At 71.0% G+C, this 23,079-nt stretch carries 18 protein-coding genes and 1 pseudogene; 9 read left to right on the top strand and 10 right to left on the bottom strand.

Features of this window, described 5'->3' with window-relative positions; all coding sequences use genetic code 11:
• Positions 1–2: 2 nt before the first annotated feature.
• From FF041_RS06810 to FF041_RS06800, 4 genes are all read right to left on the bottom strand, one after another.
• Positions 3–1,811 (bottom strand): fatty acyl-AMP ligase, encoded by a 1,809-nt coding sequence (locus tag FF041_RS06810; protein ID WP_153521465.1) that lies wholly within the window; start codon positions 1,809–1,811, stop codon positions 3–5.
• 411 nt (positions 1,812–2,222) lie between these two features.
• Complete coding sequence (locus tag FF041_RS38830) at positions 2,223–2,687, bottom strand: DUF6059 family protein (RefSeq protein WP_228388055.1); 465 nt, start codon at positions 2,685–2,687, stop codon at positions 2,223–2,225.
• 37 nt (positions 2,688–2,724) lie between these two features.
• Positions 2,725–4,674, bottom strand: a complete 1,950-nt coding sequence (locus FF041_RS06805) for an HAD-IIIC family phosphatase (RefSeq protein WP_153521464.1) — start codon at positions 4,672–4,674, stop codon at positions 2,725–2,727.
• A gap of 210 nt (positions 4,675–4,884) precedes the next feature.
• Complete coding sequence (locus tag FF041_RS06800) at positions 4,885–5,334, bottom strand: MarR family winged helix-turn-helix transcriptional regulator (RefSeq protein ID WP_153521463.1); 450 nt, start codon at positions 5,332–5,334, stop codon at positions 4,885–4,887.
• Positions 5,335–5,653: 319 nt separating this feature from the next.
• Here FF041_RS06800 and FF041_RS06795 point away from each other — a divergent pair, with 319 nt between their 5' ends.
• Positions 5,654–7,465 carry an ABC transporter ATP-binding protein gene (locus FF041_RS06795; RefSeq protein WP_153521462.1) on the top strand — a complete coding sequence of 604 codons (1,812 nt, stop codon included), beginning with the start codon at positions 5,654–5,656 and terminating at the stop codon, positions 7,463–7,465.
• A 40-nt stretch (positions 7,466–7,505) separates the two neighbouring features.
• On the opposite strand, the gene FF041_RS06790 is transcribed toward FF041_RS06795, so the two are convergent.
• Positions 7,506–8,660 carry an NAD(P)-binding domain-containing protein gene (locus FF041_RS06790; RefSeq protein WP_323391384.1) on the bottom strand — a complete coding sequence of 385 codons (1,155 nt, stop codon included), beginning with the start codon at positions 8,658–8,660 and terminating at the stop codon, positions 7,506–7,508.
• A gap of 300 nt (positions 8,661–8,960) precedes the next feature.
• On the opposite strand from FF041_RS06790, the gene FF041_RS06785 reads away from it, so the two are divergent.
• Positions 8,961–9,605, top strand: a complete 645-nt coding sequence (locus FF041_RS06785) for a hypothetical protein (protein ID WP_153521461.1) — start codon at positions 8,961–8,963, stop codon at positions 9,603–9,605.
• A 332-nt stretch (positions 9,606–9,937) separates the two neighbouring features.
• Positions 9,938–10,129, top strand: coding sequence for a hypothetical protein (locus FF041_RS06780; protein ID WP_228388054.1), 192 nt, complete (start codon positions 9,938–9,940; stop codon positions 10,127–10,129).
• A gap of 3 nt (positions 10,130–10,132) precedes the next feature.
• On the opposite strand, the pseudogene FF041_RS06775 reads toward FF041_RS06780, so the two are convergent.
• From FF041_RS06775 to FF041_RS06765, 3 genes and pseudogenes are all read right to left on the bottom strand, one after another.
• Positions 10,133–10,768: pseudogene (locus tag FF041_RS06775) on the bottom strand (aldehyde dehydrogenase family protein); the annotation flags it as partial.
• The gene (gene hglS / locus FF041_RS06770; protein WP_153521460.1) at positions 10,765–12,102 is read right to left on the bottom strand and encodes a 2-oxoadipate dioxygenase/decarboxylase; all 1,338 of its coding nucleotides are present in this window, start codon (positions 12,100–12,102) and stop codon (positions 10,765–10,767) included. The gene hglS and the pseudogene FF041_RS06775, both read right to left, overlap by 4 nt.
• Before the next feature lie 17 nt (positions 12,103–12,119).
• Positions 12,120–13,292 carry an NAD(P)/FAD-dependent oxidoreductase gene (locus tag FF041_RS06765; protein WP_153521459.1) on the bottom strand — a complete coding sequence of 391 codons (1,173 nt, stop codon included), beginning with the start codon at positions 13,290–13,292 and terminating at the stop codon, positions 12,120–12,122.
• A gap of 107 nt (positions 13,293–13,399) precedes the next feature.
• Between FF041_RS06765 and FF041_RS06760 the strand changes: the two genes are divergently transcribed.
• Both FF041_RS06760 and FF041_RS38825 read left to right on the top strand, forming a co-directional pair.
• Positions 13,400–13,822 (top strand): YjbQ family protein, encoded by a 423-nt coding sequence (locus tag FF041_RS06760; protein WP_153521458.1) that lies wholly within the window; start codon positions 13,400–13,402, stop codon positions 13,820–13,822.
• 270 nt (positions 13,823–14,092) lie between these two features.
• On the top strand, positions 14,093–15,064 hold the full coding sequence (locus tag FF041_RS38825; RefSeq protein ID WP_228388053.1) for a zinc ribbon domain-containing protein: 972 nt from the start codon (positions 14,093–14,095) through the stop codon (positions 15,062–15,064).
• A 113-nt stretch (positions 15,065–15,177) separates the two neighbouring features.
• Here FF041_RS38825 and FF041_RS06750 read toward each other — a convergent pair whose 3' ends face one another.
• Positions 15,178–16,044: a helix-turn-helix transcriptional regulator gene (locus FF041_RS06750; RefSeq protein ID WP_153521457.1), complete on the bottom strand. Its 867-nt coding sequence runs from the start codon at positions 16,042–16,044 to the stop codon at positions 15,178–15,180.
• A gap of 111 nt (positions 16,045–16,155) precedes the next feature.
• Between FF041_RS06750 and FF041_RS06745 the strand changes: the two genes are divergently transcribed.
• The gene (locus tag FF041_RS06745) at positions 16,156–17,595 is read left to right on the top strand and encodes an aldehyde dehydrogenase family protein (protein ID WP_153521456.1); all 1,440 of its coding nucleotides are present in this window, start codon (positions 16,156–16,158) and stop codon (positions 17,593–17,595) included.
• Positions 17,596–17,750: 155 nt separating this feature from the next.
• Here FF041_RS06745 and FF041_RS06740 read toward each other — a convergent pair whose 3' ends face one another.
• Positions 17,751–18,788, bottom strand: coding sequence for an AraC family transcriptional regulator (locus tag FF041_RS06740; RefSeq protein WP_153521455.1), 1,038 nt, complete (start codon positions 18,786–18,788; stop codon positions 17,751–17,753).
• Between the two features lie 672 nt (positions 18,789–19,460).
• On the opposite strand from FF041_RS06740, the gene FF041_RS40015 reads away from it, so the two are divergent.
• The 3 genes from FF041_RS40015 (at position 19,461) to FF041_RS06725 (ending at position 23,005) form a co-directional block, all read left to right on the top strand.
• The gene (locus tag FF041_RS40015) at positions 19,461–20,225 is read left to right on the top strand and encodes a terpene synthase family protein (protein ID WP_267133177.1); all 765 of its coding nucleotides are present in this window, start codon (positions 19,461–19,463) and stop codon (positions 20,223–20,225) included.
• The gene (locus FF041_RS06730) at positions 20,222–21,595 is read left to right on the top strand and encodes a cytochrome P450 (RefSeq protein ID WP_153521453.1); all 1,374 of its coding nucleotides are present in this window, start codon (positions 20,222–20,224) and stop codon (positions 21,593–21,595) included. The genes FF041_RS40015 and FF041_RS06730 overlap by 4 nt, the downstream gene beginning before the upstream one ends.
• A gap of 66 nt (positions 21,596–21,661) precedes the next feature.
• Positions 21,662–23,005, top strand: coding sequence for a cytochrome P450 (locus FF041_RS06725; protein ID WP_153521452.1), 1,344 nt, complete (start codon positions 21,662–21,664; stop codon positions 23,003–23,005).
• The last annotated feature ends 74 nt before the right edge of the window (positions 23,006–23,079 follow it).

The raw sequence follows: 23,079 nt of genomic DNA, 5'->3' as shown, positions 1-23,079 counted from the left end.
CCTCAGCCCACCGGGGCCGGGGCCGGAGCCGCGTCGGCGGCCCGCGCCGTGTCCACCGTGCTCTCCACCAGATCGCGCACCCCGGGATCGAGCACCGAGTGCAGCGCGGTGACGCCGCCGCCGAGGAACAGTCTCCGCATCAGCGTCCGCTGGATCTTGCCGCTGGTCGTCCGGCGGACCGTGCCGGGCCGCACCAGCAGCACATTCCCGGCCGGAACCGAGAACTCCTGCCCGATGAGCCGCTGTACGGAGGTGGTGAGGGTCCGCAGATCCGAACCCGCCGCCGCGGCCCGCACCTCGTGGATCACCACCAGATGCTCCTGGTCCTCGGCGTCGACGCCGAAGACCGCGCCCGCGCCCAGCGCCGGGTCCAGGGAGCGGACGGCGCTCTCCACGTCGTACGGATAGATGTTGCGGCCGTTGATCAGGACCATCTCCTTGAGCCGGCCGGTCACGAACAGCTCGGCGCCCTCCAGCACGCCCAGGTCCCCGGTGCGCAGCCAGGCCCCCAGCTCCTCCTGGCCCAGGATCCGCGCGCCGAAGACCTCCGCGTTCACCTCGGGGCGCTCCCAGTACCCGGACGCCACACTCGCCCCGCGGACCCAGATCTCACCGACCAGGCCGCCCGGCTGCTCGATCCGGCTGTCCGGGTCGACCACCCGCACCTCGAAGTCCTCGCCGTCCGCAACCCCGCTGCTCACCAGGGTGCGCCGGGGCTCGCCCAGATACGGGCCGGTGAGCGCGCCGCGCTCCAGCCCGGCCGCGTCCGCCTCGCGCAGCAGCGCGGGGCGGCCCTTGCGCGCGCCCGTCACCAGCAGGGTGGTCTCGGCCATGCCGTAGCAGGGGAACAGCGCCTCGGGCCGGAAGCCGTAGGGACCGAAGCGCTCGGCGAAGTCCTTGAGCGTCTCGGCCCGTACCGGCTCCGCGCCGTTGCAGGCCGTCCGCCACGACGACAGGTCGACGCCCTCCAGCTGAGCGTCCGTGACCCTGCGGACGCAGAGGTCGTACGCGAAGTTGGGGCCGCCGCTGCCGTTGACGCCGTACTCGCTGATCATCTGGAGCCAGCGGGCCGGTTTGCGCAGAAACGACGCCGGGGACATCAGCACGCTCCTGGTCCCCAGCCAGAGTGGCTGAAGGACATGTCCGATCAGCCCCATGTCGTGGTAGAAGGGCAGCCATCCGCCGATCACGGTGTCCGGGGTGTTGTGGGTGGCGCGCGCGATCGCGGCCTCGTTGGCCAGCAGATTGCCGTGCGACACCATCACCCCCTTGGGCGCGTTGGTGGAGCCGGAGGTGTACTGGAGGAAGGCCAGATGCTCCGGTCCCAGCTGTGGATCGCGCCAGGCGGCGACATCGCCGACCGGTCCCGCGTCGGTGGGCAGACAGACCACATCGCCGAAATCCTCCGCCGCCAGCCACGCCTCGACCTCGGGGGCGTGCTCGGCGAGCGTCAGCACCGCGCCGACCCGGGCGTCCCGGACGATTCCGGAGACCCGCCGGAAGTGCTGGCCCTGCTCGGAGGGGAGCGGCGCGGGGACGGCGACCGCACCCGCGTACAGGCAGCCGATGAACGCTTTGACGAACTCCGGGCCCGAGGGGTAGAGCAGCAGGACCTGACGGCCCTGGAGCCGGCGTTCCTGGAGCCAGGACGCCACATCCCGGGCGGCCCGGTCCAGTTCCGCGTACGGCAGATGCTCGGCCTGTGTCCCGCGGGCTCCCTCCGAGAGGAACACGAACGCGTCCGCGTCACCCCGTTCGTCCGACCGCGTGAGCACGAGCTCCGCGAATGAACCGAATTCCGCCACCGTCATCCCCTCGCCTTGAAGCGATGTGAGTCTGCTTGGACCGACCTGTCCCGCCGATCGTCGGCCGCTGCTCTAAAGCCGGTCTTGCGCTTCGCCTGAGCGCGGCGGGACGGGCTTCCGGGGCTCCGAGGGGCGTGATCGGGGGCGGGGGAGGTTCAGCGGGGGACGCGCTGTGGAGGCGCGGGGGCATGGCGGCACCGAGCGGGGGGCCGGAGCAGCTCAGCGGAGGCCGCCTCTGTGGATCGTGCGGCGGCGGCGGCGGGCGGACGGACACCGCCCGGCGGGTGATCTCACCCCGCGGGCGGTGCCGGTGCGCGCGGTACGGCGACGGTACGGCGGCCCGCGTCCACGGGTGCGCCTCGCACCGTGGGCGCGTCTTTCACCGTGGGCGCGTCTCGCACCACGGGCGTGGGGGCCTCACCCTGGGAGGTCGGGCCCTTCCAGCCGGGCCCACAGCTCCCGTTCACCGGGGGAGGGCGGCACCTCGGGCGCCAGCCGCTCCGGATGGCCCGGGGGAGGGCCCTGGAGTCGGTGCGGGAAGGTATACGGCGGGCCGCCGTCCCCCGGCCGGGCTGCGGGGCGGGCCGGGTCGGGCCACCCCCGCTCCACCTCCTCGAAGGACCGTGCGGGAAGGACCCCGTAACCGGCCGCGAGCGAGGTGAAGCCGCGGATCAGGAACCGTCCGCACCGCCGGGCGACCCGCTGCGCGGGGGACCGCCCGCCCGGTCGCGCGGACTGATGTGCGGGCTGATGTGCGGGAGACCGCCCGCCCGGTTGTGCGCCCCGGCGCGCGGGAGGCTGCCCCAACCACTCTCCGCACCGTCGACCGAGCGCCCGTACCGAGCGCCGTGGGAATCCCCAGGACCCCGAACCCGACAGCATGATCACACCCTCCGCCCTCTCCTGTGCGTCTGGTGTCTCAGTCCTGCCGCGCGGTGAACTCCGCCGTCAGTTCGATGTGCGCCGGCACGCCCGGCAGGCTCTCCTCCGCCAGATGATGGCGGAACGAGACGGTCCCGTCGCCCCCCTCGCCGGTCTCGGCGAACCCCAGGGACGGATACAGGCCGCGCACCCGGCGGTTCTTGGCCGTGGGCCGGTAGCGGGCGTGCACCTCGGCCGCCCCCGAGTCGCGGGCCTGCCGGAGCACGGCCGCCAGACACGCCTGCTCGATGCCCCGGGCGAACACCCGGCAGCTGAGCAGGGCGTTGTCGATCCGCCAGCTGCCGCCGCCCTCGTCGATGGAGATCAGCACCGCCCCGACGAGGCCGTTCTCCCCGAACCGGTCGGCGGAGCGGATGGCCAGCACCAGCCGTCCGGGCGAGTCCAGCAGGGCCCGTACATCGGCCTGTTGAAGGCGCTCGGTGGTGAGGTTGAACTGATTGGTGCGCAGCGTCACCTGGGAGACCCGGGCGATCTCGTGCTCCCGTACGGGGGAGAAGGAGACCCTGACCCCCAGGCCCGCGAGGTACTCCTCCATCGAGCCCGCGCTCTCCTGGAGGTCCTGCCGGGCGGCGTCGGTACGGTACTGCTCCGCGCGGACGCGGTCCTCCGCCGTCAGCTCGGGCACATCGAACCAGCCGTCCGCGAGCAGCCTCTCGACATGCAGCGCGGGCTCGTCGTCCAGCCGCACCACGGCGACGGCCGGCAAGCTCCGGGCGACGAGCCCGCACTCGAACGCCGAGTCGTCGGCGAAGACGAGACTGTCCACCCCGAGGTTGAGCCGCTGGGCGATGTCCAGCAGATTGCCGTCCTTGGGGTCCCAGTTGGCGTTGATCCGTACGAAGTCGCTCTCGCGCAACGCCATGTCGGGGTGGTCGCGCAGCACCTTGAGCACCGGCTCCCGGTCGTTCTTGCTGCACACCGCGAGCAGTACGCCCTGTGCGCCGAGCTGTCCGACCGCCTTCTGGAAGCGGCCGAACGCCTCGCCCCGGTAGGTGGTGGCCGCGGCGATGCCCTCGGCCCCGTCGTCGCCGAGGATGCCGTCCCACAGGGTGTTGTCCAGATCGACGACCAGCACCTTCTTGGCGCGTCCGCGCAGCCCCCGGGCGAGATGCCCGATCTCGCGCGCGTAGCAGGAGAGCAGCTCGTCGCCGAGGAGCACCTTGGCGTAGGCGGCGAGCCTCGGCTCGCTGACCGGGCCGCAGGAGGCCGCCAGGGGATCGAGGTCGATGACATGGACCCGGTCATGGGCGGCGGCGAGCCGCAGCAGGCCCGCGTTGAACTCGCGCCAGACGATGCCGAGCCGGGCCCGGGATCCGGCGTCGACCAGACGGCGGGCATGGGACCGCTGGAGGGGCAGGGTGTTGAGGACCAGGGTGCCGCCGCCGTGTGCGACATAGCGCTCGGCGAGCGAGCCGATCAGGGCCAGCTTGGCGGCGGCGACCCGTTCCACGTCCGCCACCAGCCAGGGGTGCGGCAGCTCGTCGAAGACCACATGGGCGTCGAGCACGCAGAGCGCGAGGTCGGCCCCGGCGGCGTACAGCTCGCTGCCGGTGTCCTGGAGATCGCGGAACCAGGAGCCGAAGTCGCCGGAGTGCGCTCTGAGGAGCAGCCCGTGGCGGGCGAGTTCGGCGGTGAGGGGGGCGGTGAGCCCGCTGAGGGTGGAGTGGCCGGTGACCGCGACGGTGAACACATCGGTGCCCGGGTGCTCGGCCAGCACCTCTCCGGGGTCGAGCCGGGCGAGCAGCTGCCCGGCCCGGACGAGGTCGGGCGCGGGCGGCCCGGCGGGATCGCCCGTGGACGCCAGCTCGGCCAGCAGGCCGGGCACCTCGGGGTACGCGTGGGCGAGGCGTCCTTCGCGGTGGAGGGCGCGTAACCGGTCCAGTGGTCCGGTCCCCTCGCCCACGGGGGTGCGCGCAGCCGTGGCCATCGTGTCTCCGTTTCACAGACGCTTTCCGGAATCGCCGGCCGGTCCGGCGCGGGCCGCCGGACCGGCCGGCGGACGACGGAGCGAGCCTGACAAGCGGGGCTTAAGGGCTCCTTGGGCGTCGGAATCCGGCCCGGCCCGCGAGGGGGGGCGGTGCAGGGCGCGGGGACGGGGACAGCGGCGGGCGGGGACACGGCGGTCGCGTCGCCGTGCTCAGCAGTGCGGCGGCGGCGCCTCGTCGACCAGGGCGGACAGCAGCTCGCCGAACATCTCGCGCTGCTCCGGCGCGAGGGGGGCGAGGATGTCCTCCGCCGCGGCCCGGCGCGCGGTGCGCAGAGCGCGCAGGGCCGCGCGGCCGGCGTCGGTCAGCTCGATCCGGATCGCTCTGCGGCTGTCCGGATCGGGTGCCCGGCGGACCCGGCCGTCGGCCTCCAGAGCGTCCACAAGGCTGGTCACGGCACGCGGGACCACTTCGAGACGGGCGGCGAGATCGGCCATCCGGGGCGGGGCTTCGTACTGCGCCAGGACGCGCAGCAACCGGGACTGAGCGGGGGTGATCGCGATGTCGGCGGAGTGGAGCTGCCGCTGCAGGCTGCGGTGGAGCCGGCGGCTCAGCCGCAGCAGCCGCTCGGCCAGCAGCCCGTCGGCGTCGGATGCGGTCATACGGGAATAATATCAGGACCTCATTCATTGTGAGCGTAGGTAACAGTTGGCTATGCTCAGGAAAGAACATCGCTGTACGCCCGGGGCTCCCGGGTCCTGGGGTGTTCCGCGCTCCGGCCGCCGGGGAGCCCGGCGGCCGAGGCCCAGACCCAGGGCCCAGGCCGCGAGGCCCCGGGGCCGGCGGTCCAGAAGCCTCGCCGTCCGGGGGTCCCGTCCGGGGGTGCCGCCCGGGCGGTCCCGTCCGGGGTCCCGTATTCGACTCGCGCGACCGCCGGCCCGCGTGGCTTCATCGATGTACCGACTACCCGTGAAGGAGCCCATGCGCCCCGAATCGATCGACTGGACACCCCCTCCCGGAGGACCGGACCGGCCCCCCGCCCAGCTGGGGCGGATCCTGCGGCTCTTCCGCCCCTACCGCGGTCGCCTGGCCGTCGTCGGCCTGCTCGTCGGAGCGGCCTCGCTGGTCTCCGTGGCCTCACCGTTCCTGCTGCGCGAGATCCTCGACACCGCGATCCCCGAGGGCCGCACCGGGCTGCTCAGCCTGCTCGCGCTCGGCATGATCCTCACCGCCGTGCTCAACGGCGTCTTCGGCGTGCTCCAGACGTATCTCTCCACCACCGTCGGCCAGCGCGTCATGCACGATCTGCGCACCGCGGTCTACGCGCGGCTTCAGCGTATGCCGCTCGCATTCTTCACCAGGACCCGCACCGGAGAGGTCCAGTCGCGTATCGCCAACGACATCGGCGGCATGCAGGCGACCGTGACCTCCACGGCGACCTCCCTGGTCTCCAATTTCACGGCCGTGATCGCCACCGTGGTCGCGATGCTCGCGCTGGACTGGCGGCTGACCGTCGTCTCGCTGCTTCTGCTGCCGCTGTTCGTCTGGATCAGCCGCCGGGTCGGCCGCGAACGCAAGCGGATCACGACCCAGCGCCAGAAGCAGCTGGCGGTGATGGCCGCCACGGTCACCGAGTCGCTCTCGGTCAGCGGCATTCTGCTCGGCCGCACCATGGGCCGCTCCGACTCGCTCACCCGGTCCTTCGCCGAGGAATCGGAGCGGCTGGTCGACCTCGAAGTGCGCTCCAGCATGGCGGGCCGCTGGCGGATGTCCGTCATCGGCATCGTGATGGCCGCCATGCCCGCCCTGATCTACTGGGCCGCGGGACTCGCCCTCCAGAGCGGCGGGCCCGCCGTCTCCCTCGGCACCCTGGTCGCCTTCGTCACCCTCCAGCAGGGGCTCTTCCGGCCCGCCGTGAGTCTGCTGTCCACCGGAGTCGACGTACAGACCTCGCTCGCGCTCTTCCAGCGGGTCTTCGAGTATCTCGATCTCACCGTGGACATCACCGAGCCCGAGCGGCCGGTCCGGCTGGACCGGATCCGGGGCGAGATCCGCTTCGAGGGCGTCGACTTCGCGTACGACGCGGAGCAGGCACGCCGCACTCTCGACGGCGTCGATCTGACCGTCCCGGCGGGCGGCAGCCTCGCGGTGGTCGGCGCGACCGGCTCGGGGAAGTCCACCCTCAGCTATCTGGTGCCCCGGCTGTACGACGTCACCGGCGGCCGGGTCACGATCGACGGCGTCGACGTACGCGACCTGGACTTCGACACCCTGGCGCGGGCCGTGGGGGTGGTCTCCCAGGAGACCTATCTCTTCCATGCGTCCGTCGCCGAGAATCTGCGCTTCGCCAAACCCGACGCCACCGACGCGGAGATCGAGGCGGCGGCGCGCGCCGCACAGATCCACGGCCATATCGCCTCGCTGCCCGACGGCTACGACACCCTGGTGGGCGAGCGCGGCTACCGCTTCTCCGGGGGCGAGAAGCAGCGGCTGGCCATCGCCCGCACCATCCTGCGCGATCCGCCGGTCCTCATTCTCGACGAGGCGACCAGCGCACTGGACACCCACACCGAGCACGCCGTGCAGGAGGCCATCGACGCCCTCTCCGCGGGCCGCACCACCATCACCATCGCCCACCGGCTCTCCACCGTCCGGGACGCGGACGAGATCGTAGTGCTGGAGTCGGGCCGCCCGGCCGAGCGCGGCACCCATGAGGAGCTGCTCGCACTGGACGGGCGGTACGCGGCCCTGGTGCGCCGGGACGGCGAGGTGACGACCCCGGCTACTGGCTGACGCGGTCCGGCCCCGGCTTCCGTACGCCGGGGGCATCCGGCTACCGGCCGCCGACGAGCACGGGCCCACCCACGGACGCGGACTCGCTCACGGACGCGGGCTCGCCCCTGATCGGCGTCGGCGTCGGCTCACGCTCCAGCAGCCGCTCGATCTCGCGTACGGCGGCCCGCCCGGCCCGATTGGCCCCGATGGTCGACGCGGAGGGCCCGTACCCCACCAGATGGATCCGCTCGTCGTGTACGGCGCGGGTCCCCTCCATCCGGATGCCGCCGCCGCTCTCGCGCAGCCGCAGCGGCGCGAGATGGTCGATCACCGCCCGGAAGCCGGTCGCCCACAGGATCACATCGGCCTCCACCGCCCGCCCGTCGTCCCAGACGGCCCCGGTCGGGGTGATCCGGTCGAACATCGGCAACCGGTCCAGCACCCCCTGCTCGCGAGCGCGCCTGACCGCGTCGTTCAGGGGCAGCCCGGTGACCGAGACCACGCTCTCCGGCGGCAGCCCCCGGCGTACCCGCTCCGCCACCCGGGCGACGGCCTCGCGCCCGGCGCCCTCGTCGAAGACGCCGTCCACGAAGACCGGGGGCCTGCGGGTCACCCAGGTGGTCTCCGCCGCGTAGGGGGCGATCTCCATCAGATGCTGGGTGCCGGACGCCCCGCCGCCGACCACGATCACCCGCTGTCCGGCGAATCCCTCCGGCCCCGGATACCCGGCGGTGTGCAGCTGACGGCCGCGGAAGGTCTCCTGCCCCGGATAGCGCGGCCAGAAGGGCCGGTCCCAGGTGCCGGTGGCGTTGATCAGCGCCCGCGCCGACCAGTCCCCCTCCGAGGTCTCCACGAGCAGCCGCCCGCCGTCGCCCTCACGCACCGCGGCCACATCGACGGGCCGGTGGACCCGCAGCCCGAAACGCTCCTCATAGGCGGCGAAGTACTCCCCGATCACCTCGGAGGACGGCCTGGAACCATCGGCTCCGGTCAGCTCCATGCCGGGCAGCGCGTGCATGCCATGCACCTTGCCGTACGTCAGCGAGGGCCAGCGGAACTGCCAGGCCCCGCCCGGACGCGGCGAGTGATCGAGCACCACGAAGTCGCGGCCCGGGACCAGACCGGCCCGCCGCAGATGGTAGGCGCCGGACAGCCCCGCCTGCCCGGCGCCGATGACGACCACGTCCGTCTCCCGCACCCCAGAATCGTTCACGCTTCTACTAACTCATGGGGCTCCGCGGATCTTCCCCCTCTTGGAAGCCGTCTTCCGTCGGCCCTGGGCCGACCCGCGGCGGGCGAGGTCGCGAGGCGTCGCCCAACGCTCCCCGGACTTCCGTCCGAGGGGGCCGCACGGTATGTGGAACATCAGGTTCCCCTCAGGGATATCTAAATGATCTTGTTCTGGAGTTGATTTCGATGCAAGATCAAAACCCTGTGGGCCGGGGCGAGAAGCCCTCGCTCGTACTATCCGGGGGGTATTTCCATTTTGCGTGTCCCCAAGATCGCGTGCCTGTTGACGGCACCGAGTCTCGCGATAGTCGTGCTGGGGGTCGGAAGCCCCGCCCTGGCGGAGGCCCCGACTCCTCCTACGGTCGAGACGCCGGTCGAGACCGAGCCCCCGGCTCCGCCGGAGGAGACGGACCTCGAAGACGTGGTCGACGGGGAGGCTCCGGCACCGCCGCCGGAGGAGGAGCCGCCGGGTGGCCCCGGCCGCCTCCCGGCCCAGCCGTGCCTGCCGGGCTGGATATGGGAATCCACCAAGAAGTACACCGGGAGACATCACAAGGGCGTAGGTGTGACGCAGGCCAACCACAACGCCACGGGACGCACAGGCAGGTCTGAGTTCATTTCCGAGGTGGCGGGCGAGGTCGGCATTTCCGTCAGCGGCAAGCTCAAGGCTGGTGCTTCCGTGGTGCTGGCGGAGATCGAGGCGGAATACAACGTGGAACTCTCCGCGAAGCTCACGGCCAGGGTCGGCAACAAATATGTGACCAAGGCCCCGCCCAGAACCACCACTCATGCCCGTTACGGGGTCTACCGGTTGAAGACCGCGGGCTATAACCAGTACGTCTACCTCAACTGCACTAAGGGAACAAAGCAGAACGCGACTGTCTACTCTCCCCGTTATATCGGCTGGTACGTCTGGGAGACCAAGTAGTGCCGCGCCGCTGCCACGCCCGGCTGATTCTGCCGGCAGCCGTTCTCCCTCTTGCCCTTGCCTGCGCGCCCGGCAGCTCGGACGGGGGAGAATCCGTTCCATCGCCGAAACCCACCGCGTCGGTATCCCCTACCTCGGTCGTCTCCTCCGCCTCGGCGCGGCCCTCCGCTCTGCCACTTCCTGAGCTGGACGGAGACGAGACCGTCGCCGCTCGCCAGGGCGAGACACAGGGAAGTCGCAGTTTCGAGTTCGCCAAGGGAAGGAAAGGGGACGCTCTGATCGTCCTGGTGCGATGCCAGGGCAAGGGGACGATCAAGGTCACCGTGAGACCGGTGAACTCCAGCTTCCCACTGGACTGCGTCGACGGCGAAGTGGTGACCACCTACAACCAGCTCGCCCTCAGAGGAGTGGAGAAGAAAGGCACGGTCTCCGTCCAAGCTCCCTCCGGAGTGCGCTGGTCCATGACCATCGGCCGGGGCGAACCGGCCTCACTGCACGACTCCGGCGATCCGGTGTCGCCGTAGCCGAGCCCGCGCGAGCAGCGCGTCACAGGCCGGCGCGGTGAGCGGAGTGAGCTCCGAGGGCTTCCAGACGACGGTGTCGCCGCAGACCAGCGCGATGGCCGTGTTCCAGGACCAGACGGCGACCGGGAAGTTGAACGCGGAGATCACCCCGGCCACACCCAGCGGATGCCGGCTCTCCGACAGCCGGTGACCGGGCCGCTCGCTGGGCATGGTCCGTCCGTACGACCGCCGGGACGGTCCGACCGCGAACTCGCAGACATCGATCATCTCCTGCACTTCGCCCAGCGCCTCGGAGTGGATCTAGCCCGCTTCGAGGGTGACCAGATCGGCGAGCTGCTCCCGGTGCTCGGAGAGGAGTTCGCCGAGCCGTCGGACCAGCGCGCCGCGCCGGGGCGCGGGAACGGTGCGCCATCGGCGGAAGGTCTCGTCGGCCGTGGTGATCGCGCGATCGGCCTGCTCCGCCGTGGCAGCGGACAGGGTGAGGAGCGCACCGCCGGTCAGGGGCGTACGGGCGACGGCCACGCCGCCCTCCTCGGGCAGCCGGACACCGCAGCCGCTGAGACTCTCCCTCGCCGGCGAACGCAGCGAGTCGTCGTCGGGCAGGGTGATGACGCCGGTCGCAGTGGGTCCTTCGGTCACGTCGCGTCCTTGGGGAGTCCGATGGCCCCGAGGGCCTGCCGCAGGGAACCGTCCCGCTGAGCCGCGTACAGCTCGAAAGGGTCGTGCACCGGGCGCTCCAGAACCTCCGAGAGCGTGTGCCGGTCGTAGTACGTGCCGCTGGCGGAGGTGTCGCGCGTCCCCTGGCCGGTGAGATTCGACTGGAAGATCCCGGCGGCGGAGATCGGCAGAAAGTCCTCGTAGACGATCGGCCGGGCGGCGACCCAACCGCCGTCGAGCAGCCCGGCGAGATCACCCGGGGGCCGCCGTCCGTCACGCGGGCGATCCCCGCGCGCCTCGTAGCGGAAGTACGCCAGCCCGTCCAGGGCCAGCTGACGCTCCGTACGCGGAAACCGGCCGGCCCACACCTCAGCGGGCTCGCCGATCAGCTCGTCGTAGAGCGCGCGGCCCGCGCGGGTGAGCGCGATCCCCCGCGCCTCGACCTCCCCGAACCGCACCCGCAGGGCTCCCTCGACCACTCTGCCGTCCGCCGCACGGAAGCGCCGGGGCTCCGCCAGTGCGCGGAACGAGGTCTGGCGGAGGAGCACATCCGGACCGTCCCAGCGCGGCGGTCCCTGGATCGCGTCGATCATCGTGATTCCGTGCTCGCCCATCCGCCGGTAGAGCTCGTCGATGTCCAGCACCCGCGGCGTCAGATGGTTGACATGGGTGCTGGCGACACCGCCGATGTCCGCGGCGACGGAGGAGACCCGCTCCAACTCGCCGTACCAGCCGTGGTCCACGGGCTCGGGGGACAGCTCGAACGCGGCGACGGCCAGCGCGAGAAAACGCTCCGCCGAGGACTTCTCCAGCCCCTCGTCCCGCTCCGCGCGCCCCGCCAGCTCCAGCAGCTCACGCGGGAACAGCTCACGCCGCCCGAGGAACGCCTCCAGCCGCGCCTCCAGATCCCTGTCGAAGAACCGCCGGTCCGCCGTGGTGAGCATCGAGGTGAAGACCCGGAAGGGATTGCGCTCCAGCTCGCCGCCGGAGATCGGACGGAACGCGGTCGAGACCACGGGAACGGAGGCCGCGGCCTCCCGCAGATCGTAGAACCCCACCGGGTGCATACCGAGAGCGGCGAACACCTGGGCGGCCTGTCGCAGCTCCCTCGCGGTGCCCACCCGGACGGCCCCGTGCCGCTCGGCGGTGACCCGCTCGATCCCGCCGAGCCGTCCGGCGTCGCGGCCCCCGCGGATCACCTCCTCGTTGATCCGCGCGGTCACCTCCACGAGCGTGGTGTACGCGGGGACCTCGGCCCCGTACATAGCGGAGAGCCGGCGGGCGAAGGCCGCCCGCAGTTCCCAGGTCGTGATCATGCTCGTCTCCTCCGGGGTCAGATGATGTGGTTCTCGGTACGCGTGCCCGGGCCGTCCCGGAAACGCGCGGCGGAGAGCGGCCCGACATCGACGAACGGCGTCCTCCCCAGATACAGATCGCGCATCACCTCGCCGACCGCGGGAGCCTGGAGAAACCCATGCCCGGAGAAGCCCGTGGCGTACCAGAAGCCGTCCACCTCCTGCGCCCGGCCGATGAGCGCGTCGCGGTCGGGAGTCATCTCGTACAGCCCCGCCCAGCCGCCGCGCACCTCCATCGAGGCGAGCGCGGGCGCTCTGCGGAGCGCCGCCGCGCGGAACGGCGTCAGCCACTCACGGCTGAACTCCCGTTCGAAACCCGGTTTCTGGAGTGGATCGGAGAAGCCGAGAAGCAGCCCGCCCGCACGGTCGTTGTGGAAGTACAGCGTCGAATCGAAGTCGATGGTGAAGGGGATCCTCGGCGGAGCGGGAGCGAGCGGCCCGGTGAACGCGATCTGCCGCCGCAGCGGCGTCACCGGCAACTCCACCCCGGCCATGGCCCCGATCTCCGCCGACCACGCCCCCGCGGCGCACACCACAGCCCCGGTCCGCACGGTCCCTGCGGTGGTGTGCACCGCCCGCACCTTTCCGTCCGCTACCTCGATCCCGGTGACGGCGGAGCCCGTCCGCACCCTGACCCCGAGCCGCCGCGCGGCCCGCAGATAGCCATGGACCGCGGCCCGGGGCAGCGCGTGCCCGTCCGCGGGGGAGTACGCGGCGGCGACCAGGGAACCCGGATCGATGTACGGACAGAGCTCATGGGCCTCACGGGGGGTGATGATCCTGCTGGGCACCCCGAGCCCCCGCTGCACGACGACGGCACGCTCGCATGTCGCGACCTCCTCCTCACTGCCGAGAAGGAAGAGATACCCGGCGCAGTCGACGCCGATGTCCGCACCCGGGCGATGGGCGAACGCCCGCCACGCCTCCAGACTCCGCTGCCCGAGAGCGATGTTCAGCGGGTCCGAGAACTGCGCCCGGATCCCCCCGATCGGCTTCCCCGACGACCCCGACGCCTCCTCGCCGCGCTCCACCACCAGAACGCTCCCGGCCCCGGCCTCCGCCAGATGGAAGGCCGTCGACGCGCCGATGATCCCGCCACCGATGATCACGACGTCCGCCGCGGACTCCGGCGGGGCGGATTGCTGAACCATGATCGACCGTCCCGTCTGCCCGGCAACCCATCAGCGGACACCGCCCAGAACCCACGACACCGCCCACACGACGACGGTCCCCGGCCATCGCAGGAGAGGATGACCCCATGCCCGCACCCTTCAGCACCGAGCTGCTCGACATCACCACCGGCTCCCACGAGACGGTGACCGATCTGACCCAGGCCTGCGCACGCTTCCTCCACTCGACGGCGGCGGGCCGCGACGGCCTGCTCAACGTCTTCGTCCCGCACGCCACCGCGGGCATCGCCGTCATCGAGACCGGCGCGGGCAGCGACGAGGACCTCCTCGCCGCCCTCCACACCCTCCTCCCGGCGGACGACCGCTGGCAACACCGCCACGGCACCCCCGGCCACGGCCGCGACCACGTCCTGCCGGCCTTCCTGCCGCCCCACGCGACGCTGCCGGTGATCGGGGGACGGCTGGAGCTCGGCACCTGGCAGTCGGTATGCCTCGTCGACACCAATATCTCCAATGTCAACCGTCAAGTGCGGTTGAGCTTCCTCGGCTGATCAAGATCATCCTGGGACCGGCCGTCCAATCTCCGTACTCTGCGCGTTCGAAACGGAGAGACGTTGCGCGGTACGGACCAGAATGTGATCGAACGACCCTATGGAGGCTGCGGGAAGTGCCTGCTCGGCGTCCGCCGGCTGTCCCGGATGTAGTCGGCCACGACCTCACCGGAGCGGCAGCGCGCCGATGCGCTCGCCGCAGCCGCCTCGATCGGCGGGCACATCATCGGCTGGGCCGACGAATGGGAGGTCTCGGGTGCCGCGGATCCGATGACCCGCCCGAAGCTCGGGCCATGGCTCCTGGACGAACGCGGTCCGTACGACGGCCTGGTGGCCGCCGCGGAGCTGCGGGCCATCCAGCGCCGCAACCGGGACACCATGGTGAGGACCAGGGCCGTCGGCCGTCCCAAGGGAAAGCCCTCGTACGGCTTCCAGTACGTACGCGTCGTCATGGGCGGCAAGATCGACCACATCGCCCTCCACCCCCACGCCTCGGCCGTCATACGCGAAGTCGCCCGCCGGGTGCTCGCCGACCCCGAGTGCGTCACGCCGGTGGCCCTTTGCGGACAGTGCGGCAACCGCCTCTACCCCCAGACCTCCGCCGATGTGCCGCCCCGCTATGTCTGCACCGCCCGGAACAAGGGATGGCTGAGCGCACAGCACTGCCGACCCGCACCCCTGATCTGGGCCGAGAAGCTCGACGCCTACGGAGAGGAATGGTTCCTCCGGGAGTTCGGCGACGGCCTGATCTACGAGACCGTCTTCGACCCCGGCAACGGCATCCCGGAACGCATCGCCGAAGTACGGGCCATGCGCGAGCGTCTGCGCGCCGACCGTGAGGCCGGCCTCTACGACGCCGCGGACGACGCGGTGTGGTTCCGCGAGCGGTACGGGACCCTCAGCAGCGAGCTGGCGTCACTGGAGCGAGAACCGCAGCGCGCCCCCGGGATGATCCGGCGGCCCACCGGCGAAACCGTCGCCGACCGCCGGCGCAAAGCACCTGATGCCCAGGCCCGCAAGGAGATCCTCATGGACTACCGGGTCCGGGTCACACTCTTTCCCGTCAGCCATCCCGTGCGCCATGTGGCCGGCGTGATGCACGGACCGGACCGGACCGGGACCCTGACGCGGCGCGATAGCGGGGCGGTCGGGCCGTCGTCCTGCTGTGGGACGGCCCGACCATGCAGCGCGCACTATCCGAATCCTCCGGCACGGCCAAATCGGGAATGCCGACCATCCTGATGCCTGCTCGCCAAGCACTATCGGGAGGTCGAGGACATGGCGCATTCCCCAGCACAGCACGTGGTCGGCCGCTTGTGGGCCGAGGAGCCCCGAAGCGGCCGGTCACCGTCCGTCTAGGTCGTAGTGGGTCGCGTGGTCGGGCGCTGCCGTTGCCGACCGCCGGTGTGGAGTGATCCGAGCAGCGCGAGAGAGTCGGCGTCTGCGCTCCCTGGCTCCGCGGTTCCGGCCAGCAGATACTGCCCTGGTGTTCCCTGGACCTCGAAAGCCTGGTAGGCGAGGGTGATCCGCCCCACGTCCGGGTGGTTGAACACCTTGGTCTTGCGTCCCAGTCCACTGACCCGGTGGTCGCGCCAGAGAGTCGCGAACTCCTCGCTCTCGGCGAGGAGTTCGACAACCAGGGTGTTGATCTCGGGATCGTGCCGGTCGTGCCCGGCGGCGAGCCGCAGCGCCTCGACCGTGTCACGGGCGACCGCATGCCAGTCGGCGAACAGCTCCCGGGCGGCCGAGTCGCGGAACAGGGTACGGACCATGCTGTGCCGGTCGGCCAGCGGTGCCAGCAGCGCGTCGGCGAGGGCGTTGGAGGCGAGGATGTCCAGCCGCCGGTTGACGATGTAGGCGACGGCGGTGGGGAGGGCGTCCATCAGCCGCATCAGGCCGGGGTCGACGCGGCCCTGATCAGGGGGACCGGGGCGCGGCTCGGTCTTCGGGGTCAGGCCGGCCAGGCGGTAGGCGTGCCGGTGGGCGTCGTCCTCCAGCCGCAGCGCGCGGGCGATGGCATCGATCACCTGGCCCGACGGGTGTCTCTCCCGGCCCTGCTCCAGTCGTGCGTAGTAGTCGGCGCTGACGTCGGCCAGGACGGCCACCTCTTCGCGGCGCAGTCCGGCGACCCGCCGCGCACCGGTGGCGGTCAGCCCGACGTCGTGGGGATGGAGCAGGGAACGGCGGGCGCGCAGGAACTCTCCCAGATGGTTACCGCTCATCCGGTCAGAGTACGTCGCCCCGGGCCTGGTCGGGGGCTGTCTTCCTGGGTGCCGCACACCTGGGAAGGACCGGCCTTCCTCCCTTGTCCGGAAGGGGCGACAGTGCACGTCATGAACGCGATCCCCGAAACGGAATCCACCGGCTTCACCCTCACCCTCACCATCGGCGGCGCGGCCGTGGCCGCGCCGGCGACCTGCCCGGTCGTCAACCCGATCGACGAATCCGTCGTCGCCCACGCCCCGTCCTGCTCCGACGAGCAGCTCGACCAGGCCGTCTCGGCCGCCCGCAACGCCCTCCCCGCTTGGTCGGCGACCCCGTTCGACATGCGCCGCAAACTCCTGTCGGCGGTCGCCGACGCCGTCGAAACCCGTGTCGGTCCGCTGGCCCGGCTGTTGACGGCCGAGCAGGGCAAGCCCCTGGCCGACGCCGCGGGCGAGATCAGGGGCTTCTGCTGGTGGCTGCGTGAGACCGCCGCCCTGACGCTGCCGGAGACCGTGAACGAGGACAGCCCCGACCGGCTCTCGATCACCCGGCATGTGCCGGTGGGTGTCGTCGGCGCGATCGTGCCGTGGAACTACCCGATCGGGAACGCGGCGTTCAAGATCGGCCCGGCGCTGCTGGCCGGGTGCACCGTGGTCTGGAAGCCGTCCCCGTTCACTCCGCTGACCTCCCTCAAGGTGGGCGAGCTCCTGCGCGGTGTGCTGCCGCCCGGCGTACTGAACGTCGTCTCGGGCGAGGACGGCCTCGGACCGCGCCTCACCTCCCACCCCGGCATCGACATGATCAGCTACACCGGCTCGACGCCGACCGGCCGCCGGGTCATGGCCGGCGCGGCGCCGCGTCTGAAGCGGGTGACGCTGGAGCTGGGCGGCAACGATCCGGCGATCGTGTTCCCGGACGTCGATGTGGACGATGTCGCCGCGAAGTTGTTCTGGGGCGCGTTCGCCAACTCGGGCCAGGTGTGCCTGGCCATCAAGCGCCTCTACATCCACCGGGACGTCCACGAGCCGCTGAAGCGGGCCCTCGCCGCCTACGCCGCCTCCGTCACCGTCGGCGACGGCACCGAGCCGGGCGTCCGGCTCGGCCCGGTCCAGAACCGCCGTCAGTACGATCGCGTGGTGGACCTGCTGCGCGACTCCCGGCAGGCCGGCCACGATCTCCTCCTCGGCGGATTCCCGGCGGACGGGCCCGGCTATCTCGTACCACTGACGCTCGTCGACAACCCGCCGGACGACGCGCGCATCGTACGGGAGGAGCAGTTCGGCCCCGTGCTGCCGCTGCTGAGGTTCGACGACGTCGAGGACGCTGTCGCGCGGGCCAACGCCGGCGAGTACGGTCTGGGCGCGTCGGTCTGGTCGGCGGACGCCGAGGCAGCCGCGTCGGTCGGGCGGCGGCTGCGGGCCGGCACGGTGTGGATCAATGAGGTCCAGCACCTTTCCCCGCATGTCACCTTCGGCGGGCACAAGCAGTCCGGTCTGGGAACCGAAGGCGGCCAGGAAGGGCTGCTGGACTACACGCTGCCGCAGACCATCACGATCCGGCGGCGGTAGTCCCACTTTCGGCGAGAACGCGACGGCGCAGGTGTCCCCTGCCATGGTTCGGCCGGACAGGAGCAGCAGGGGTGAAGACGCGTACCGGCCTCAGGTCTCGGGAGGAGCCCTCACCTCTGCCATGCCGTATGGTCCTGCGGCGGCCGATGGGTGTTTCACCGGTTGGACGAGTGTTCCCCGCCGGGTTGGTACACCCTTCTGAAGGCGGCGGCTACCGCTCGTTCGACTTCGTCGCGGTCCCGTGGCACGCGGGCGGCGTCCCGGAAGCGTTTGGGGGCGACTCCGGTCTCCCGTTTGAAGGCGTGGCTGAAGGTGCTCTCGGAGGCGTAGCCGAGGGAGAGTGCCAGCTCCGAGACCGGTGTGTCTTCCTGGAGCAGGGCTTGTTCGGCCAGGCGCATACGCCATTGGTGGAGGTAGGCGAGCGGTGGTACGCCGGCGACGGAGGTGAAGGCTCCGGCGAAGGCGCTGCGGGACATGGCCGCAGCACGGGCGAGCTCGGCGAGCTGCCAGGGCCGGGCCGGATCGGTGTGCATCAGGTGCAGGGCCGGTGCGATGCGTTCGTCGGCGAGAGCCCGGAGCCAGCCGGCGGGATAGGACTCGCTCCGGGCGAGATAGGCGCGCAGGACGTGGGCGAAGACCAGCTGGGAGAGGTGCTCGGTCACGTTGTTCCCACCGGGGCGGTCGGAGCTCATCTCGCGCAGCACCTGTTCGAGGAGCCAGCACAGCGCCGATGCCTCCGCGCCGTCCCGGGGCAGGTGAATCACCGGTGGCAGCGCCCGGAGCAGCAAGTCCTCGCCTGCGGTGTTCAGTTCGAAGTGGGCTCCGATGGACACGACGTCGGTGACGTCCTTGTCCCCGGCGTGGGCGAAGAGGTGGGGGGAGGTCCCGAGCAGGGCCAGTGCGTCCTGCGGGGACACGGACGGATCGGCGGCCAGGACGTAGGGCAGACCTCCGCTGAAGGCGACCACATCCCCCGACTTCAGCAACACGGGTTGCTCATCGCCGTCGACGGTCAGCCAGGTGACGCCGCGCGATACGGCGTGGACCTTGAGCCTGCCGGGGGCCGGAAACCGCAGGGCCCAGTCCCCGCCGGCGGTGAGACCGCGAGCGAGTACGCAGCGCGCACCGGTGACGTTGAGGGTGTGGGTGAGCGGGTCAGGACTGATCGATCCCAGATACGGCGGTGCACCCATGGAAGGACTCTCGCGCAACTTATCAGGACGGGCAAGCATGTACCGCGGTCGGCGTCCGGTGCATCCTGGACAAGCCGTATCCCGTAATCGGCAAGCGCCGCATTACATGAAGAATCCCTTCACCAATCCGTACGCATGGAGCATGTCTATTCGAATATCTGTGTCCTGGTGATTCAGGGACCTCTTGATTCCGTGGCGCGCATATCGCCGGCACGGGGAGTGGTCCTGACGTCGAGCACCCGGAGGGAAATCCTCTCCCTTGATCCTCGGGCTCCATCGGCACGGAGCCGGTTTCCGCTGCGGGCGCCGGACTCCGTCGCCCGGACGTGCCGTTCACGGACCCGGTGTCACCGGCGGGCAAGGCGTCGGGACGAGCGGGGTCGCTGTTCGGCGCACGGGGGTCCGTGGGGAGCATCCGGAGCTGATCGGCCCCGACCACTCTGCGAGGAAGAAGCCGTGCCCAGAGGTATCGATCTTCATATTCCGTTTCCGTGCCGGATCAGTCGTGATGTCGACCGCGCAAGGGATCGGCACCTTCACTGGCCGCGGTCGCACGGCCTCCTTGGCACCGAGGAGGCCGCCAGAAGGCATACGGGTGCCCGCTACGCGGAGCTGGCGGCACGCTTCTATCCCGACGCGGTCGGCGACGACCTCGATCTCGGGGTTGACCTGATGAGCTGGTTCTTTCTGTTCGACGACATGTTCGACGGCCCGGCGGGTGAGGACCCCGCCCGGGCGCGGGCACTCGTGGAGAGTGTCGCCCGGGTCCTCGGGCGCCCGGCGGCACCCTCCGATGCACCCGTGGCCCGGGCGTTCTCCGACCTGTGGCGGCGGAGCTGCGACGGTATGTTCCCGCAGTGGCGTCATCGCGCCGCGGAGCACTGGCGCACCTATCTCTCCGGGTATGTCATCGAGGCGCGTCACCGGCAGCGCGGTCTCATGCCCACGGTCGAGGAGCATCTGCTGCTGCGCCGGGAGACCATCGGCGTCTATCCGACGGTGGATCTGGCGGAACGGATCGGCCGCTTCGAGGTTCCCGAGTACGTGTACGCGGACGGCCGGCTGACCGCTATGCGGCACATCGCGGCCGAGGTGGACACCATCCACAACGACCTCTGCTCCGTGGAGAAGGAGGAGGCCCGCGGGGAGATCCACAATCTGCTGCTCATCCTGGAACGGCGGCGACGGTGCACGCGTGCCGAGGCCGTCGAGGAGATGCGCCGGATGATCCGCTCCCGCACGGAGCGGTTCCTGGTGCTCGAAGCCGGACTGCCCGGCCTGTGCGACAGCTACCGCCTTACCGAGGCGCAGCGTGTATCGGTCCGCCGTTTCGCCGACTCCCTGAGATCGGCCATGCGGGGCGACTACGACTGGGCCGAACAGTCCGGCCGCTACGCGACCGAGAACATCCCCCGTGAGCAGGAGGCCGCATCATGACGTCGCCCACCGCTCAGGAATCTCCGCGCCTGATTCCCGTGGCCCGGGGAAATCTCCCGGCCCTGGGGCACGCCTATCATCTGTGGCGTCACACCCTGGAATTCCTGGACTCCCTCCGTGCCTACGGAGGCGTCGTCCGTATCAACATCGGCACGCTGCCCATCTATGTGGTCACCGATCCCGAACTGACGCGCCGAGTGCTCACCTCCGAATCCCGTTACTTCGAGACCGGAGGCCGCATGGGCGACAATCTCGCGCTGATCTTCGGGAGCGGAGTCGGCACGATCAACGGTGAGGGGCACCGGCGCCAACGGCGCATTCTCCAGCCGTTGTTCAACCGGTCGTACATCGCGGCTCATACCGACGTGATGCGGGATGCCGTCCGGGGGCGGGTCTCCGGCTGGCGGGAGGGCGTTCCGTTCGAGGCCGCCGCCGAGATGGACCGGGTCATGGTGGCCGCGTTTCTGACCACCCTCTTCGGCCCCACGCTCCCCGCGCCGAGGGAAGAGGAGTTCTACCGGCTGCTGCGGACCCTGATGAAAGGGGTCATGCGCAAGACGGTCGCACCGTCCTGGGCGAACCGGGTCATGGTCACCGCCAACCGGGAGTTCGACCGGGCCCTGGCCCGGCTGCGGCAGATCATCGGCTCCCTCATCCGCGAAGGACGGGAGAACCCCGGGGCCGCGGGCGGGGTCTTCCGGGCCATGCTGGCGGCCCGGGACCCCGACACAGGTGAGGGGATGACCGACGCCCAGATCGCGGACGAGGCCGTCACCATGCTGGGCACCACCGGCGAAGCACCGGGAACCGCCCTCGCATGGGCGCTGCACGAGATCAGCCGGAACCCGGACATCCAGCGGCGGGTGCGGAGCGAGGTGGACACGGTGTGCGGCGGCCGGCCGGCCTCCTCGGTCGAGCTGGCCTCCCTGGAATACACCCGCTGTGTGCTGACGGAGGTGATGCGCCACCACGGGCCGGGCTATCTCTTCACCCGCTGGACCACCGCACCGGTCGGCCTCGGCGGCTACCTGATTCCCGCGCACGCCAACGTCGCCTACAGCCAGTACATCGTCCACCACGACCCGGCCGTCTTCCCGGACCCCCAGCGCTTCGACCCCGACCGCTGGCTCCCGGACGCCCCCGCCGTCCCCCGCTCGTCCTATCTCCCCTTCGGCCTCGGCAGCCGTCAGTGCCTCGGCGAGAACTTCTCCTGGACGGCGATGCTCCTCACCGTCGCCGAGATCACCGCCCGCTGGGACCTGCACCCCCACCGCAGCCGCCCGGTGAAACCCGTCGCCAGCACCACCGTCCGCCCCCACCACCTGACGATCACCCCCCGCGCGCGAACCACCGGACCCGGTGCAGCCTGAACACGTACCGCAGGCCGGCCTCAGTGGTCACGCTCGCGTACCGTCCGACCATTCCGCGAGGACAGCATGGAAACGTCCGTATCCCCGTCCCCCACCGTCCCCGGCGCCTGGCCGCTCCTGGGACACGTACCCCGGCTCGCACCCGATCCGCTGGCCTTCTTCCACCACCTGCGCGACCACGGCCCCGTCGTCCGCATCCGGCTGGGGAACCGCACCGCGTATGTGGTGACACGGCCGGACCTGGTGCGCCGGCTCCACCTCGCCGACCAGAAGCTCTTCGACAAGGGCGGACCCCTCATCGAGAAGTCCCGCCTCTTCCTCGGCAACGGCCTCGCCACCTGCCCGGCCGCCGACCACGCCCGCCAGCGCCCCCTGATGCAGCCCGCGTTCCACCCCGCCCAGCTCTCCCGGTACACCGGGATCATGCAGGAGTGCGTCGCGGAGGTCACCGGCTCCTGGCAACCCGGACAGGTCATCAGCCTCAACGAGGAGATGCACCGGATCACCGCCAAGGTCACCTCCCGGACCCTGATCTCGGCCGTGGAGGCCAGACCCGCGGCAGCGCAGATCGCCCGTGCCCTCCCGGAGATCCTGCGGGGCCTGTACTGGCGCATGGTGATCCCCGGCAGCCTCTTCCCCCGTATCCCGCTGCCGGTCAACCGGCGGTTCGACCACCAGATGCGGCTCACCCGCCGCGTCCTCGACCAGGTCGTCACCCACTACCGCGCGACGACCACCGACCACGGGGACCTGCTCTCCATGGTGATCACCGCCTGCGAGGAGGAGGACGACCCCCAGCAGGCGATCTACGACCAGGTCGTCACCATCCTCATGGGCGGGGTGGAGACCACCGCCGCCACCCTCGTATGGCTCCTGCGCCTGCTCGACAGCCACCCCCACATCCGCCGGAAGCTACTGGCGGAGATCACCGGGACACTCGGTGGACGCCCGCCCGGCCACAGCGACCTCCCCGACCTGCCCTACACCCAGCAGGTCATCACCGAGACCGTGCGCCTGTACCCGGCCGGATGGATCGTCAGCAGATCCACCACCGCCGACGTCCGCTGGATCGAAGGCCACATCCCCGCCGGCTCCGACGTGTTCTACAGCCCCTACGCGCTCCACCGCGACCCGGAACTCTTCCCGGACCCGGAAGCCTTCGTCCCCGACCGCTGGAGCCCCGAGCAGGTCACACCCGTACAGCGCCAGGCGTTCTTCGGCTTCGGAGTCGGCCGCCGCAAATGCATCGGCGACGTCTTCGGCGTCACCGAGGCCACGATCGCCGTGGCCGCCATCCTCAGCCGCTGGCACCTGGAGCACGCGGGCCCGGTCACCGACCGCCCCCTGATCGGCACCCTGCTCATGGCCCCGCCCACCCGCATGCGCGGCCAGCGGGCCGTCCACGCATGACCCGGACCGGCGGCGAGTCGTCACCTGGGAGTGTCATGAATCAGGTGGGCACCCGCTCAGAAGGGACCCCTGAT

This window comes from Streptomyces jumonjinensis (assembly GCF_009600885.1).
In the GTDB taxonomy this organism is placed as follows: domain Bacteria; phylum Actinomycetota; class Actinomycetes; order Streptomycetales; family Streptomycetaceae; genus Streptomyces; species Streptomyces jumonjinensis.
Note: the sequence above shows the minus strand (reverse complement) of the source record. Positions and strands in the feature narration are given on the sequence as shown.